Source organism: Clostridium estertheticum (assembly GCF_011065935.2).
GTDB classification, from domain to species: domain Bacteria; phylum Bacillota; class Clostridia; order Clostridiales; family Clostridiaceae; genus Clostridium_AD; species Clostridium_AD estertheticum_A.
This window is the reverse complement of record NZ_JAAMNH020000001.1, coordinates 3652434-3667178: the sequence shown is the minus strand read 5'-3', so window position 1 is coordinate 3667178 and position 14745 is coordinate 3652434. Positions and strand designations below refer to the sequence as shown.

Annotated in this window: 12 protein-coding genes; 8 read left to right on the top strand and 4 right to left on the bottom strand. The window is 31.5% G+C overall.

What is annotated here, in order from left to right:
* The first annotated feature begins 99 nt into the window (after positions 1–99).
* The 3 genes from mnmH (at position 100) to G9F72_RS17490 (ending at position 6153) form a co-directional block, all read left to right on the top strand.
* On the top strand, positions 100–1122 hold the full coding sequence (gene mnmH / locus G9F72_RS17500) for a tRNA 2-selenouridine(34) synthase MnmH (RefSeq protein ID WP_164955910.1): 1023 nt from the start codon (positions 100–102) through the stop codon (positions 1120–1122).
* Between the two features lie 121 nt (positions 1123–1243).
* Positions 1244–3199, top strand: coding sequence for a type IIA DNA topoisomerase subunit B (locus tag G9F72_RS17495; protein ID WP_164955909.1), 1956 nt, complete (start codon positions 1244–1246; stop codon positions 3197–3199).
* Between the two features lie 17 nt (positions 3200–3216).
* A complete protein-coding gene (locus G9F72_RS17490) occupies positions 3217–6153 on the top strand; it encodes a DNA topoisomerase IV subunit A (RefSeq protein ID WP_164955908.1) in 2937 nt (978 codons plus the stop codon).
* A 64-nt stretch (positions 6154–6217) separates the two neighbouring features.
* Here the strand turns inward: G9F72_RS17490 and G9F72_RS17485 are convergent, their stop codons facing one another.
* A complete protein-coding gene (locus G9F72_RS17485; RefSeq protein ID WP_164955907.1) occupies positions 6218–6685 on the bottom strand; it encodes a GtrA family protein in 468 nt (155 codons plus the stop codon).
* Between the two features lie 150 nt (positions 6686–6835).
* Between G9F72_RS17485 and G9F72_RS17480 the strand changes: the two genes are divergently transcribed.
* Positions 6836–8098, top strand: a complete 1263-nt coding sequence (locus G9F72_RS17480; RefSeq protein WP_164955906.1) for a M16 family metallopeptidase — start codon at positions 6836–6838, stop codon at positions 8096–8098.
* Positions 8099–8185: 87 nt separating this feature from the next.
* Positions 8186–9955: a single-stranded-DNA-specific exonuclease RecJ gene (gene recJ, locus G9F72_RS17475; RefSeq protein WP_164955905.1), complete on the top strand. Its 1770-nt coding sequence runs from the start codon at positions 8186–8188 to the stop codon at positions 9953–9955.
* Between the two features lie 75 nt (positions 9956–10030).
* On the opposite strand, the gene G9F72_RS17470 is transcribed toward recJ, so the two are convergent.
* From G9F72_RS17470 to G9F72_RS17460, 3 genes are all read right to left on the bottom strand, one after another.
* Positions 10031–10213, bottom strand: a complete 183-nt coding sequence (locus tag G9F72_RS17470) for an alpha/beta-type small acid-soluble spore protein (RefSeq protein ID WP_164955904.1) — start codon at positions 10211–10213, stop codon at positions 10031–10033.
* Between the two features lie 293 nt (positions 10214–10506).
* Positions 10507–10692, bottom strand: coding sequence for an alpha/beta-type small acid-soluble spore protein (locus tag G9F72_RS17465; RefSeq protein ID WP_164955903.1), 186 nt, complete (start codon positions 10690–10692; stop codon positions 10507–10509).
* A 277-nt stretch (positions 10693–10969) separates the two neighbouring features.
* Complete coding sequence (locus G9F72_RS17460) at positions 10970–11155, bottom strand: alpha/beta-type small acid-soluble spore protein (RefSeq protein ID WP_124998098.1); 186 nt, start codon at positions 11153–11155, stop codon at positions 10970–10972.
* 223 nt (positions 11156–11378) lie between these two features.
* Here G9F72_RS17460 and G9F72_RS17455 point away from each other — a divergent pair, with 223 nt between their 5' ends.
* The 3 genes from G9F72_RS17455 to G9F72_RS17445 all read left to right on the top strand — a co-directional run bounded on the left by G9F72_RS17455 (position 11379) and on the right by G9F72_RS17445 (position 14578).
* Positions 11379–12452 carry an undecaprenyldiphospho-muramoylpentapeptide beta-N-acetylglucosaminyltransferase gene (locus G9F72_RS17455; RefSeq protein ID WP_164955902.1) on the top strand — a complete coding sequence of 358 codons (1074 nt, stop codon included), beginning with the start codon at positions 11379–11381 and terminating at the stop codon, positions 12450–12452.
* Between the two features lie 144 nt (positions 12453–12596).
* A complete protein-coding gene (locus G9F72_RS17450) occupies positions 12597–13994 on the top strand; it encodes an MBL fold metallo-hydrolase RNA specificity domain-containing protein (RefSeq protein ID WP_164955901.1) in 1398 nt (465 codons plus the stop codon).
* Between the two features lie 158 nt (positions 13995–14152).
* Positions 14153–14578: a flavodoxin gene (locus tag G9F72_RS17445; protein ID WP_164955900.1), complete on the top strand. Its 426-nt coding sequence runs from the start codon at positions 14153–14155 to the stop codon at positions 14576–14578.
* Positions 14579–14745 lie beyond the last annotated feature (167 nt).

The following is a 14745-nucleotide window of genomic DNA, read 5'->3' as shown; positions in this document are numbered from 1 at the left end:
AGAGCTTTATTCTGCCGGTTGTTATTTTGATAAATGATAAAATGGGACAAAGCAATTAATAATTGTTTTCTACCCCAGAGCCACAAGGAGGAAAAGTTAATGTTAAAAACCATAGAATATGGAGAACTAGAGGGAAATTATATATTAGTTGACGTAAGGAGCCCAGGTGAATTTGAGGAAGCAACTATAAATGGGGCAATTAATATACCCTTATTTGATGATGAGGAAAGAAAAATTATTGGTACTGTATATACAAGGGAAAGTGTTGAAAAAGCAAAGAGAATTGGGCTAGAAGTAGCATCAAAAAAATTACTCCATATTTATGATGAAATTAAAGAGCTTAATAAACAATATGATAAAATCGTGTTATTTTGTGCTAGAGGAGGAATGAGAAGTGGTGTACTTGGCATTCTACTTAGTTCCCTAGGCATAAATACTGAGAGAATAAATGAGGGCTATAAAGGATATAGAAAGTATGTAATGGAAGATTTACCAAGACTTAATGATAGTGTTCAATATATTGTTTTGCATGGTAATACTGGTGTTGGAAAAACTGAAATACTTAAACAATTAGAAGAGGATGGCTTTGATGTTTTAGACCTAGAAGGTTTTGCTAATCATAGAGGATCACTTTTAGGGACTGTAGGACTTGGAAAAACCACTAGTCAAAAATCATTTGAATCTAAAATATATCATATGTTGCAAGGAGCTAAAAGTTCTTTTGTGTTTATTGAAGCAGAAAGCAAGCGTATAGGAAACACTATGATACCTGATTTTATATTTGAAAAAATGAAAACAGGTATACATTTATTTGTAGATGCAGACATTGAGTTTAGAACAAATCTTATTGTTAAGGAATATACAAGATTTGAAAACTGTAATGAGGAAATAATTGAATGTCTAAAAAGACTGGAAAAATATCTTGGAGAAAAAAATGTTGACAGGTACTGTCAATCTGTTTTAAAATCAGAATATGATGAGGTTGTACGCGAGCTTATGATTAAACATTATGATCCTATGTATATGCATACCTCCAATAAATACGATTATAAATTAAAAGTTATGGTAATAGACATAAAAACTGCCACAAATGAAATAGAAAATTGGTTTAAAATCATATAAAAGAATAAAAATACCAAAAAACAGAAACTAATGTTCTGTTTTTTTATTTAAAGCCCTTTACCTTTTGCAAATAAACATATAAAATAACAAATGTACAATAAAATATTACTGGAGGATGTATATGAGTTTTGATAAGGAAGAAATTCAAACCTATGATGTAACCGACTTAACTTCTCTAGAAAAACTAGAGCCTGTAAGAATAAGACCTGGTATGTATATAGGTTCTACTGGAAGCAAAGGGTTGCATCATTGCATATGGGAAATTTTAGATAATTCTATAGATGAAATAGCTAACGGCTTTGGTGATAGAGCTGAAATAATATTAAATAAAGATAAAAGTGTTACTATTGTTGATAATGGTAGGGGGATTCCTACAGGAATACATCCTATAAAAAATAAATCTGGTGTAGAAATGGTATTTACTGAGCTTCACACTGGTGGAAAATTTAATAATAAGAATTATAAAACTTCCGGGGGGCTTCATGGAGTTGGAGCTGCAGTTGTAAATGCATTATCGGAGTGGCTGCTAGTTGAAATAAGTCAAAAGGGTAAAATTTTCACTCAAAGATTTGAATATTCTTATGATAAGGAGTTAAAGAGACTTATGCCTGGTACACCAGTGACTAAGCTTAAAATCATTGGGGAAACAAAAAAGACAGGTAGTAAGGTTACTTTTATGCCAGATAAAGATGTATTCACTACCCTGGAATTCAAATCAGATGTAATTGATGAAAGGCTGCAAGAATTGGCCTTTCAAAATAAAGGAATTACCTTAGTATTTATAGATAATCGAAAAGAAGGTAATCCTATAAAAGAATATCACTCAGAGCGGGGCCTTCTAGATTTTATCGATTATCTAAATGAAAGTAAAACTCTTCTGCATAAGGATCCTATATTTTTTCAAGGTGAAAAAGAAATCAATGGGATGCAATTATATGGCGAAGTATGCATACAATTTACGGATTCTACTACAGAATACATCGCCAGTTATGTTAACAATATACCAACTACAGAATCAGGGACTCATGAAACTGGATTTAAAACAGGAATGACAAGGGCATTTAAAGAAGGGGCTAAAAAGCTTAATCTTTTAAAAGATAAGGATAAGGAATTTGAAGGTGACGATTTAAGAGAAGGCATGACTGCCATAGTTAGAATTAAAATAAGCAACCCAATCTTTGAAGGTCAGACTAAAAGCAAATTAGGAAATAATGAGGCATATAGCATGATGAATGAATTGTGCTTTGCTAAAATTTTAGAGTGGATAGAAGACAACAAAGAAATGGCCACTAACTTAATAAGTAATGCTATTTCTGCCGCATCAAGGCGGGATAAAATAAAAAAAATTAATGAAGCTGAAAGAAAAAAAATAGGTAAGGGAGCGGCTCCTCTTGCAGGTAAGATTGCAGTATGTACATTAAAAGATTCGGATTTTACAGAATTTATAGTGGTGGAGGGAGACTCAGCTGGTGGAAGTGCAAAGCAAGCCAGGGATAGAAGGTTTCAAGCTATAATGCCTTCAAAAGGTAAAATTATGAACACTGAAAAGCAAAAGTTAGAAAATGTACTGGCAAGTGAGGAGTTAAAAATATTTAACACCGCCATTGGAACAGGGGTTTTAGATAATTATAATGAAAAAGATTTAAAATATGGTAAGATAATAATTTTAAGTGATGCGGATGTTGATGGATATCATATTAGAACCTTATGGATGACTTTTATTTATAGGTATATGAGGCCGCTAATAGCTAATGGCCATCTTTATATGGGTATGCCTCCACTTTATAAGGTTTATAAGATGAGCAAAAATGGCGAAGTGGCTAAGTATGCTTATAGTGACGAGGAATTAGTTCAGACTAAAAAAGAAATTGGAAAAGGTGCTCTTATCCAAAGGTATAAGGGTCTTGGAGAAATGAATCCAGATCAGCTTTGGGATACTACACTAAACCCAACAACTAGGACCTTGCAGCAGGTTACTATAGAGGATGCAGCAAAGGCAGAAAAGATGGTTTCGCTACTTATGGGGGATGTTGTTGCACCTAGAAAAAATTACATGTATAAATATGCTGAGTTTTAGCAAGGGGGATTTATTAAATGGCAAAAAAATTTGACGTACCTAAAGACAATAATATAATAATGACTCCTATAGAGGAAGCAATGCCAGATAACTACCTTCCATATGCCGTGGAGGTTGCCCGGGATAGAGCGCTACCAGATGTACGAGATGGTTTAAAACCAGTACATAGAAGGATTCTTTATGGAGCATATATGCTAAAGGCCTTTCCAGACAAGCCTTATTATAAATCAGCAAGAATAGTTGGAGATATTCTTGGTAAATACCATCCCCATGGAGATAGTTCTGTTTATGGCGCCATGGTAATACTTGCCCAAGATTTTGCCACAAGAAAACCATTAATAGATGGTCATGGAAACTGGGGAAGTCAAGATGGAGATAATGCGGCTGCTATGCGTTATACAGAAGCAAGGCTTTCACCTATTGCTCTTGAAATGATAAGAGATATTGATAAAGGCGTTGTGGAGATGGTAGATAACTATTCTGATACAGAAAAGGAACCATCTGTACTGCCTTCTAGATATCCTAATTTGCTAGTAAATGGGACCTTTGGAATAGCTGTAGGAATAGCAACAAACATACCACCTCATAATCTAGGCGAGGTAATTGATGGATTGCTAGCTTATGCAGATAATGAGGAAATCACTACAAAACAGCTAATGAAATATATTAAAGGACCAGATCTACCAACAGGAGGCATTTTAATCGGTAAAAACGCTATACAAGCTGCTTATGAGAGTGGTGAAGGAAAGGTAACTCTGCGTTCTAAAATGAAAATTGAAACATTAGAAAGTGGACGCCTTGGCATAGTTATTACAGAATTCCCTTACAGAAAAAATAAGGCAAAGCTTCTTGGATCTATTTCTGATATGACAGCGGACAAAAAACATGCAAAAGCACTAGAGTCCATCATAGATATTAGAGATGAGTCTGATAGAAGTGGACTTAGATCTGTAATTGAATTTAAAAAGTCCACAGATAAGGAAACTGCGAGTAAGGTACTTAAATACCTGTTGAAAAAAACAGAACTTCAATGTAATTTACCTTTTAACATGGTAGCGTTGGCTAATGGAAAGCCTCAAACTATGGGGCTTAAAACCATATTAATGCACTACCTAAATCATCAAAAGGATGTTGTGACTAAAAGGACTCAAAATGAACTAGCAGTTGCTGAAAATAGATTCCATATTGTAGAGGGATTTATTAAGGCAGTAGATGTAATGGATGAAATTATTGTAATAATTAGGGGTTCAAAATCTAAAAAGGATGCTGGAGAAAACCTTATTAGTAGGTTTGGATTTTCGAGTATTCAAAGTGATGCAATTCTTGAACTTATGCTATACAGGCTAACAGGGCTTGAAATAAAAATATTCTTAAAGGAATATAAAAAACTGGAAGCACTAATTAAAGGATATAAAAAAATTCTTGAAAATGAGAAGGAACTTTTGAAAGTAATAAAAACGGAAATCTCAGAAATCAAAGAAAAATATAATGATCCTAGGCGTTCGGAAATTATTGAAGATGATAATGAGGCTAAAATAGATGTGGAAGAGTTAATCATGGTAGAGGATATTATGATAACGCTATCTAACGATGGTTATATAAAAAGAGTGCCTATGAAATCTTATAATAGGTCTAACACTAATATAGAAGATATAGAGTATAGAGAGGGAGATTTTAATACATATTTAATCGGAGCAAGTACTAAAGATACCTTAATGATCTTTACAGACCTTGGAAATATGTATCAACTAAGAGGCGATTTAGTGCCGGAATATAAGTGGAAGGAAAAAGGCGAAAGACTTGATACCCTACTTCGAGGTATAGATTTAACAAAAGAGAAAATCGTTGATACACTTTCCTCTGAAAATTTATCTGCTGAAAAGGAATTTATGTTCTTTACAAATAAAGGGAATATAAAGAAAACAGACTTGGACAAATTTATGACGAGCTATACTAAATTATCTGCTTTAAGGCTAAGAGAAAATGAAAAACTTCTTCATGTTGTGTTAATTGATAAGGAAAGGCAAGAAAATTTCTTAAAGGTATTAACAAAGGAAGGGTTGGAGTTTTCTGTGGAAGAGCCGGTACTTCAGGATATTGATAGAAATACAATAGGTACTCAGTTATTTAATCTCACCTCAGTGGATGAAGTGGTAAAAATAGAATTTACGCAGGGATATGATTATAAAGAATTCTATATTAGTATAAATGCAAAAGGTGCAATAAAAATATCTAGTAGAAAAACCAATACACATTTAAGCACCTATACTAAATCATCTGCTACACTGCTTATATTTACAGAAAAAGGCGCAGTTCATAAATTACCTAGTTATATGATTCAGAATATTGATAAGACTGGTATATTTATTAACACCTTGCTTGACAATTTCAATATTGAGGATAAAATAGTAGACATTGTGTCCATCGATAGTTTCAATGAAGACATAAGTATATATTTCTTTACTAAAAAAGGATTTACAAAACGAACTAAGCTTTGTGAATTAGAAGGAGATTTCTTCGGGGCCATGGTATATAAGCTTAAGACAGAAGAAGATAAATTAACCTCTGTAAAGATCAACAGTGATAAGGAAGATAAGGATATACTAATGGTGACTAAAAAGGCAATGTGCATAAGATTTAATGTGAATACTATTAACTTTATGGGGAAAGTTGCCTCAGGGGTAACAGGAATTAGCCTAAGAGATGATGAGGATGAAGTTATTTTTGTAGATTTGGTACCTGCAGTAACAAAAAAAGACCAAGGTTCAAATGAGATAGCTGTAACCTTTGAGCAAGATTTGTGTTTAACCGTGAGCTCTTTTAAAGGCGAAAAGAAGACTATAAGACTTCAGGATATAAACGTTCAGAATAGGGCAGGTAGAGGCAAAAACTTAACTAATGCACTAGTAGACGATTATGTAGAGGAAGTTACGTTAACAACAGTTGAAAAATAATAAGTAAAAGATGATAATAAACAATAATATAAAACACGCAATAAAAAGTTAAATAAAACTTATTTTAGCGTGTTTTCTTTTTATTGAAAACAAAAAATTTGTTAATTAAGAAGCCAAGAAAACCAATAGTCATAGAATCTATTAGGATACATATGTTAAGCCAAAGATGATTTAACTTCATTATATTCCATCCTCTATGCATATGATGAGCAAGTGGGTTGTGTCTAGTTAATAAAATTAACATAAAACTATTTAAAAGCATACTAAAAAATAGTACAGATGCGTATTGAAAGTAAGCTTTTTTTTGTGGAGTTCCACTAAAAGTGAATTTCTGATTTAACTTATACCCACAAACTGAATAAACGGAGAAGGCTATAAGATTAAAAATAAATAATATTTTCCCATGAGTTATGCCAGTAGTATAGGAAAGAATGTTTAATATGATAATATCTATTATAATGTTAGAAGCACCAACCATTGAATACTTAATAAATTGAATCAAGGACTGTATTCTTTTATGCTTTTTATTCATAGAATTTTATTCTTAAATAAAATATGTTTAAGAATTTACTCACCACCCTTTTAATAAAGTGAATATTGTCATTTACCACACACATTAGTTTACAACAAAAAAATCGAAAATAATACAAAAATAAATAAAATAAAAAAAGAAGGTGATTAAATGGAAAAAGTTACGTTTAAAAATGGAGTAAAGTTACTATATAAAAGTGCAGAGAATAATTTAACTTCCTTTACCATAGGATTTAATGCTGGAGCAAATCGTGAGGGTAATAGTGAACTCGGAATTGCTCACGTGGTTGAGCATATGCTTTTTAAGGGTACCAATTCCCGAACGGAATACCAGATTAATAAATTATGTGATGAAACCTTCGGATTTTGTAATGCAATGACTAATTATCCCTATGCAGTATATTATGGAACCACATTAGATGAGGATTTTGAAAAGGGTTTTGAAATTTACTCGGATATACTTTTGAATCCAACTTTTCCAGTGGAGGGGTTCAAAGAAGAGATAGATGTTATTTCCGCCGAATTAAAAGAGTGGAAAGATGATTCTAATCAGTTTTGCGAAGATTCCATGCTTTATAATGGGTTTAATGTGCGAAGAATAAAGAATTTAATTATAGGTACAGAAGAATCAATTCGTTCCATTACCGTAGACAGAATTAAAAATTTTTATTGCAAATACTATGCCCCAGATAATTGCGTAGTGAGCGTAATATCTTCTATGAGCTTTAAATGTGTTTCAGACATAGTGGAAAAGTATCTTTGTAATTTTAATAAAAAATCATTTAATACTGAGCTAGTTAAAGAAGATGAGCATATAGAAGATGCACAGCAATATATATACGAAAATAATAATCCAGGTACCTACTTCCAATATAGAGATGACTTGCAAGGTGCTAAAATTCAATATTGTTTCCCCATTCATAATTTAAATGATAGAGAGATTAGTGCACTAAAGCTATTTAGCTTGGTTTTCGGAGAAGGTACAAGCAGTATACTATATGATGAAATTAGAACTAAAAGAGGCCTTGTCTATGATATAAGTAGTAAAATTAAAAATGAGACAGGAATAAAACTTTTTACTATTACCCTTGGGACTTCCTTTGAAAATGTACATAACACCATAGAAATTATTAATAATCAAATTGAGGAAGTTAAAAAATTAAAGGGCCATTTTGAAAAGGCCTCAGTTTTAAAACTATGTAAAAGTTACAAATTAAGAAGGATGCTAGCGTTAGAGAGATCTATTCAAACTAGTATGAATTTATGTGTATATGAAGTTATGTATGGAGATGGTTCTGTAATTTTTTCTGAATTTAAAGGGATGGAAAATATAAGTGAAGTGGAAATAATGGAAGTAGTAAACAGAGTTTTAGTGAATGCTACTATTCAAGTCTTGATGCCTAGCAAGGTTTAATGACATAAAGGGTTAGGTCCCATTAAGTTTTGTTGTCCATAAAAGTTCAGAACCAAATATGAAATAATAATTAATTAGGAGATAAATATGGAGAAAAAGTGGTTAATAAGAAGTACCTCTAAAGACATTAGAACCCTTGCAAAAGACTCTGGGGTAAGTGAGGTCATAGCTAAGATTTTAATTAATAGGGGATTTCAAAATAAAATAGATATAAAAAAATTTATGACAGCTAGTTTAGAGGATTTATATGATCCATTTTTAATGAAGGATATGGAAAAAGCCACAGAATTAATTAAACTCGCTATTGAAAACAAGAAAAAAATAGTAGTATATGGAGACTATGATGCGGATGGTGTTACTAGTACTGTTATAATGTATAAATCATTAAGAAAATGTGGTGCACTGGTAGAATACTATGTTCCGGATAGGGAACTTGAAGGTTATGGGATAAATAGTGATAGAATAAGAAAGCTTAGTTCAGAAGGCTTTGAAGTGGTTTTGACTTGTGATAATGGAATTGCTGCAACTGAGCAGGTTAAATTGGCAAAAGAACTAGGAATGACAGTTATAATAACGGATCACCATGAGTTATCTTTTGACGAAGATAGCAGGGGGCTTAGAACTTTCAAGATTCCTCCAGCGGATGCAGTTATTAATCCAAAACAAGTGGATTGTAATTATCCCTTTAAACAGTTGTGTGGCGCAGGTATTGCACTTAAATTTGTACAAGCGCTATATTTAAAACTTGGAATTAATAAACAAGCTGTAGTGGAATTTATAGAAATAGCGGGAATAGGAACTATTTGTGATGTGGTAGATTTAATTGATGAAAATAGAATAATTGCTAAAAATGCCTTAGGAATGTTAACAAATACAAAAAATCTTGGTTTAAAATGTTTGAAGGACATTTTGAACATTTCTGATAAAGAGATAAAATCCTATCATGTTGGGTTTCAAATAGGACCATGCATAAATGCTACAGGAAGATTAGAGTCAGCGGCTATTTCAGTTGAACTTCTTATTTGTGAAGATGAGACTCGCGCAGCAGAACTCGCTAAAACATTATTTGAACTTAATAAAAAAAGACAAGACATGACAACGGAAAATGTGGAAAAGGTAATTGAGCTTGTGCAGCATTCAGCTTTTAGAAATGACAAAGTATTAGTAATTTATAAAGATACCATTCATGAGAGTATCGCAGGAATTGTAGCAGGGCGTGTTAGGGAAACTTTTAACGTTCCAACAATAATATTAACTAAAGGAAGAGACAACCCTAAAGGTTCAGCAAGATCCATTGAAGAATACAATTTATTTGAGGAATTAATAAAATGTGAAGAGCTACTATTAAAATTTGGAGGACACCCAATGGCTGCAGGTCTTTCTATAAAAGAGGAAAATATAGAAAAATTAAGGCAAAAGTTAAATTATATCTGCAGGCTAACGGATGAGGATATTATACCTAAAGTAAGAATCGATGAAAGAATGCCACTAAATAGAATAAATTATGGGATAATTGAAGAATTAGAACTTTTAGAGCCTTATGGTAAAGGAAATCCCTCACCACTACTTGCTGAAAAAAACATTCCAGTTTTAAAAATAGATATATTAGGGAAAAATGCTAATACAATTAAAATAAAATTTTTAATGCCAGGAACAAATAAAACAATTGATGGAATATTTTTTAATAGAGTAGATGAATTTATGGAAATGCTAAAAGATTCCTATGGACAAGACTATATGAATTATTTTGGAAATCCAAGAGGAATGAAACTAGATTTAATTTTTACACCTCAAATAAATGAGTACAATGGGAACAAATCTATTCAATTGAAAATCATAGAATTTAAACTTAGTTAAATCATCTTCTTCGAAGCTGAATATTAAAAACACAATGACCTGCGTCATTGTGTCTTTATTATATTTTAGCTATCATTATAAATTTTCTTCGTACTGTTGTACCATTTTTTTAACCATTTCTCCACCAACAGAGCCACATTCTCTTGAAGTTAAATCACCATTGTAATCTGTAAAATTAACACCTAGTTCTTTTGCAGTTTCCATTTTAAATTTATTTAATCCAGCTCTAGCTTGAGGTACTAATTTTCTGTTTGCCATTTGGTAATCACTCCTTTTATATTTTATTTTGTTATGATGATATCTTGTGCAGAAACTTAAAATATATAATAGAATATTGGTGGTAAATAAGGCAAGTAAACTTTAAATTGTAACTTTAGTTATATGAAATATATGAAATATATGAAATATTTTAAATAGATGAAAGGATACTATAAATTTTTATAAGATTTACGTAAAATCAAAATCAAAATCAAAATCAAAATCAAAATCAAAATCAAAATCAAAATCAAAGGGTATATGACTAGCATATACCCTTTAACAACTAATTTAAATTATAGATTGTTTTCGTATTGTTCTACCATTTTTTTAACCATTTGTCCGCCTACAGATCCGTTTTGTCTAGAAGTAAGATCTCCATTGTAACCATTAGTTAAATTAACTCCAACTTCCTTTGCAGCTTCCATTTTAAATTTGTTTAACCCTTCTCTAGCTTGTGGTACTAATGTTCTATTTGACATTTTAATTCCTCCTTTTATATTTTATTTGTGTTATGTTAGTATCTTGTGTAGAAATTTGAAATATATAATATAATATTGAAGGAAAATAAGTCAAGTACAACATTTTAAATTAATTGTTGTTATTATATGAAAAATCTTAATTAATTGAAAAATAATTACATATTACTTATATTTTAATGAATCAAAAAAATACATATATTTATATGATTCAGATAAAAATATCAAAATTAAGAGGTATATGACTAGCATATACCTCTCAACTTATTTAAAATTTAAATTATAGGTTTTTTTCGTATTGCTCAACCATTTTTTTAACCATTTGTCCGCCTACAGAACCGTTTTGTCTTGAAGTAAGATCTCCATTGTAACCATTAGTTAAATTAACTCCAACTTCTTGAGCAGCTTCCATTTTAAATTTGTTTAATCCCTCTCTAGCTTGTGGTACTAATGTTCTGTTTGCCATTTTAATTCCTCCTTTTTAATTTTGTTTTTATTGGTATGATAGTAGTTTATCCTGGGATTACATTTTTATTATAGTGAGTTGAAGGGTAGTTTTGAAAATTATATACTGTTTAGAAAATTATGGACAACACGATTTTTAATAAATAGTAGAACTTTTTATTGAATTTGGTATATAATAATGTAGAATAAACTGAGCAAAGCATGTTTTTTAAAGGAGTGTTAAAGTGGAAAAGCACAAAATAATAATGACTGGTGGCGGTTCAGCAGGACATGTTACACCAAATCTTGCACTTATACCAAAACTTAAAATGTTAGGTTATGAAATCCAATATATTGGGACAAAAGAGGGCATTGAAAGAAAAATAATAGAGGGTGAAAATATAAAATATTATCCTATTTCTAGTGGGAAACTTCGAAGGTATTTCGATATAAAGAATTTTTCCGATCCACTAAAAGTAATTAAAGGGATTTTTGAAGCAAAAAAAATAATGAAAATTGAAAAACCGGATATTGTTTTTTCAAAGGGTGGTTTTGTTTCTGTACCAGTGGTTCTTGCGGCATACCTGTCCAAGGTGCCAGTAATTGCACATGAATGTGATATTACACCAGGACTTGCTAATAAACTCGCCGCACCCTATTGCACAAAGGTATGTGTAACTTTTCCAGAGGCCTTAAATGAAATAAAAGGTGGAAAAGGGGTAGTAACTGGTAATCCTATAAGGCGAGAATTATTTCTAGGAAGCAAAATAAAGGCTAAGGAAATATGTGACTTTAAAAATGAAAAACCAATATTGCTGGTTATTGGTGGAAGCCTAGGATCTAAAGTTATAAATGAAGCCATAAGGACAAAGCTTGACAAATTGATTTTGAAGTATAATATTATTCATATTTGTGGCAAGGATAATATGGATAAATCAGTTCAAAACAAAGTTGGCTATGTGCAATTTGAATATGTAGTGAATGAATTACCTCATTTATTGGCTGCTGCGGATCTTGTGGTATCAAGAGCAGGCGCAAATGCAATTTTTGAACTTTTAGCATTAAGAAAGCCTAATTTATTAGTTCCACTATCAGCGAGTGTCAGCAGGGGAGACCAAATCCTTAATGCCAAATCTTTTGAAAAAAGTGGGTATAGTATGGTTATTCAAGATGAGGAGTTAACTCCTGAATATTTACAAATGAAAATTAATGAATTGTATAATGACTCAGAAAAATATATTGGGAAAATGAATACAAGTAACACAGAAAATAGCATTGATTTGATAGTTAATCTAATAGAAAAATATAGAAAAAGATGAAGAGTGTAAAACTTCTTCATCTTTTTTTATTTTAAATAATATTTATTATATAAAAAAACCAAAAAAAGTGTAAACTGTAATTATGACAATATATCCTTGCTTATTATATGTGAAAAATAATAATATAAATTAAAGGAGAATAAGATGGAACTTAATTTTTTTGGAGCAGCGGAGTGTGTTACAGGTTCATGCCATATGCTAAGAGTAGGAGATAAAACTATTTTATTGGATTGTGGATTATACCAAGGAAGAGATGGAGAGGGAGATAAAAACCAGAATTTTGGATTTAACCCAGCAGATATAGATTTAATGATATTATCCCATGCGCACATAGATCATAGTGGAAGAATCCCACTATTATATGAGAGTGGATTTAAAGGTGATATTTTATGTACAAAGGCTACAATGGAACTATGCCAGGTGATGCTCCCAGATAGTGGTCACATTCAGGAGATGGATGTTGCCTGGAAGAATAAGAAGCTTAAAAGAAAAGGGCTAGAGCCTATAGAGCCTTTGTATTCCTTAAAAAGTGCAGAAGAGTGTTTAAAGCTTTTTAAAAGTTATCCTTACAATGAAGAAATAAAACCTTTTGATGGCTTAACAATTGTATTTGCAGATGCAGGCCATTTACTGGGATCAGCGATTATTGAACTTCAAGTAGAAGAAAAAGGGGAAGCGCCTGTAAAACTTGTTTATAGTGGCGACTTAGGTAATATTAACATTCCACTTATAAATGATCCTACATTTATAGAGTGTGCAGATTATGTAATTATGGAAACTACCTATGGAGACAAAGTACATAATAATTTCCAAGATGTATTAAAGGAACTGGCGAATATAGTAAAAGAAACTTTTGAAAGAGGTGGGAATGTTCTAATTCCATCCTTTGCAGTGGGTAGAACCCAAGAGGTTATATATGCCTTGAACACCTATTTTGATGAGGATATGCTTAAAAACCTCTCTGTGGTTGTGGATAGCCCACTGGCTGAAAAAGCAACAAGAATTTTTGAGAATAACAGAGAATATTTTGATGCTGAGGCAAAAGAGATGGAAAAACATGATAATAATATACTGAGTTTTGCGGGACTTAAGTTTACTCATTCTGCAGAGGAGTCTATGAAATTAAATGAGGTTCAAAAGGGTATGGTAATAATATCTACTAGTGGGATGTGTGATGCAGGTAGAATAAAACATCATTTAAAGCATGGTTTATGGAGAAGTGAAAATTCTATAGTATTTGTAGGATATCAAGCTGAGGGGACATTAGGTAGACAGATTTTAGATGGAAATAAAATGGTTAAAATTTTCGGGGAAGATATTTCCGTAGCTGCCTCAATATATAATTTGCAAGGACTTTCTGGTCACGCAGATAGAAATGGTTTAATTAATTGGATTGACCATATGAAGATAAAACCTAAAAGAATTTTTCTTGTACATGGTGATGTAGATGCTCAAAAGAGCTTTAAGGAGCTATTAGATTCAAAAGATTACAGTTCTGTAGTTATTAAAAGTGGGGAAAAGTATAAATTAGGCGAAAATTAGCGAAAAATAGCCGTTATATACTTTATTAAGGAATTATTAAAGTATAATGCAATATTTATACAATATTCATAACAAAGAACTTGAATATTTTTCATTATGATGTATAATTAAAGGGTAATTAAAACTATCTATTATAATGAAAGCATGGGGTGGTAGTAATGAGAAAATTGACAATAATTTATTGGAGCAATAATGGAAATGTTGAGGTTCTAGCTAATCACATAGCTAAAGGTGCAGAGGCAGCAGGAGCAGAGGTACTAGTTAAACTAGTTAGTGAAGCTACAGTGGAAGATGTAACTAGGGCAGATGTAGTTGCTTTCGGAAGTCCATCAATGGATAACAATAGAATAGAACAAAAGGAAATGCAACCTTTCATTGATAAATTCAAATTGATACCACTAGGTAACAAAGTTACTGGATTATTTGGATCTTATGGATGGGATGATGGCGAGTTTATGAACAAATGGGAAAGTCAAATGAACGATTATGAATTTAATGTTATACAAAAATTAACCATTAATGAAGCACCTTCTAAGCAGCAACTAGTTGAAGCAGAAGAAATGGGAAAAAATTTAGTTAAATAACATTAAATAATATAAATCTATAGACTCGGTAATCTATAGATTATTTATAAATCATTTATAAGTAATCTATAGATTACTTAGTTTGTATTTTGAATAAAAGCACGACCTATGGTCAAACTAAACAAGAAAATGTAAAAAATAGCTTTAAAAAGTTTCGTAAAACACTT

Excerpts from the sequence above, each read along its gene's own strand:
- G9F72_RS17495 (WP_164955909.1), top strand. The coding sequence starts at position 1,244 with ATGAGTTTTGATAAGGAAGAAATTCAAACCTATGATGTAACCGACTTA.
- G9F72_RS17465 (WP_164955903.1), bottom strand. The coding sequence starts at position 10,692 with ATGTCAAATAGAACATTAGTACCACAAGCTAGAGAAGGGTTAAACAAA.
- G9F72_RS17450 (WP_164955901.1), top strand. The coding sequence starts at position 12,597 with ATGGAACTTAATTTTTTTGGAGCAGCGGAGTGTGTTACAGGTTCATGC.
- G9F72_RS17460 (WP_124998098.1), bottom strand. The coding sequence starts at position 11,155 with ATGGCAAACAGAACATTAGTACCACAAGCTAGAGAGGGATTAAACAAA.
- G9F72_RS17480 (WP_164955906.1), top strand. The coding sequence starts at position 6,836 with ATGGAAAAAGTTACGTTTAAAAATGGAGTAAAGTTACTATATAAAAGT.
- G9F72_RS17485 (WP_164955907.1), bottom strand. The coding sequence starts at position 6,685 with ATGAATAAAAAGCATAAAAGAATACAGTCCTTGATTCAATTTATTAAG.
- G9F72_RS17470 (WP_164955904.1), bottom strand. The coding sequence starts at position 10,213 with ATGGCAAACAGAAAATTAGTACCTCAAGCTAGAGCTGGATTAAATAAA.
- G9F72_RS17490 (WP_164955908.1), top strand. The coding sequence starts at position 3,217 with ATGGCAAAAAAATTTGACGTACCTAAAGACAATAATATAATAATGACT.
- G9F72_RS17445 (WP_164955900.1), top strand. The coding sequence starts at position 14,153 with ATGAGAAAATTGACAATAATTTATTGGAGCAATAATGGAAATGTTGAG.
- recJ (WP_164955905.1), top strand. The coding sequence starts at position 8,186 with ATGGAGAAAAAGTGGTTAATAAGAAGTACCTCTAAAGACATTAGAACC.
- mnmH (WP_164955910.1), top strand. The coding sequence starts at position 100 with ATGTTAAAAACCATAGAATATGGAGAACTAGAGGGAAATTATATATTA.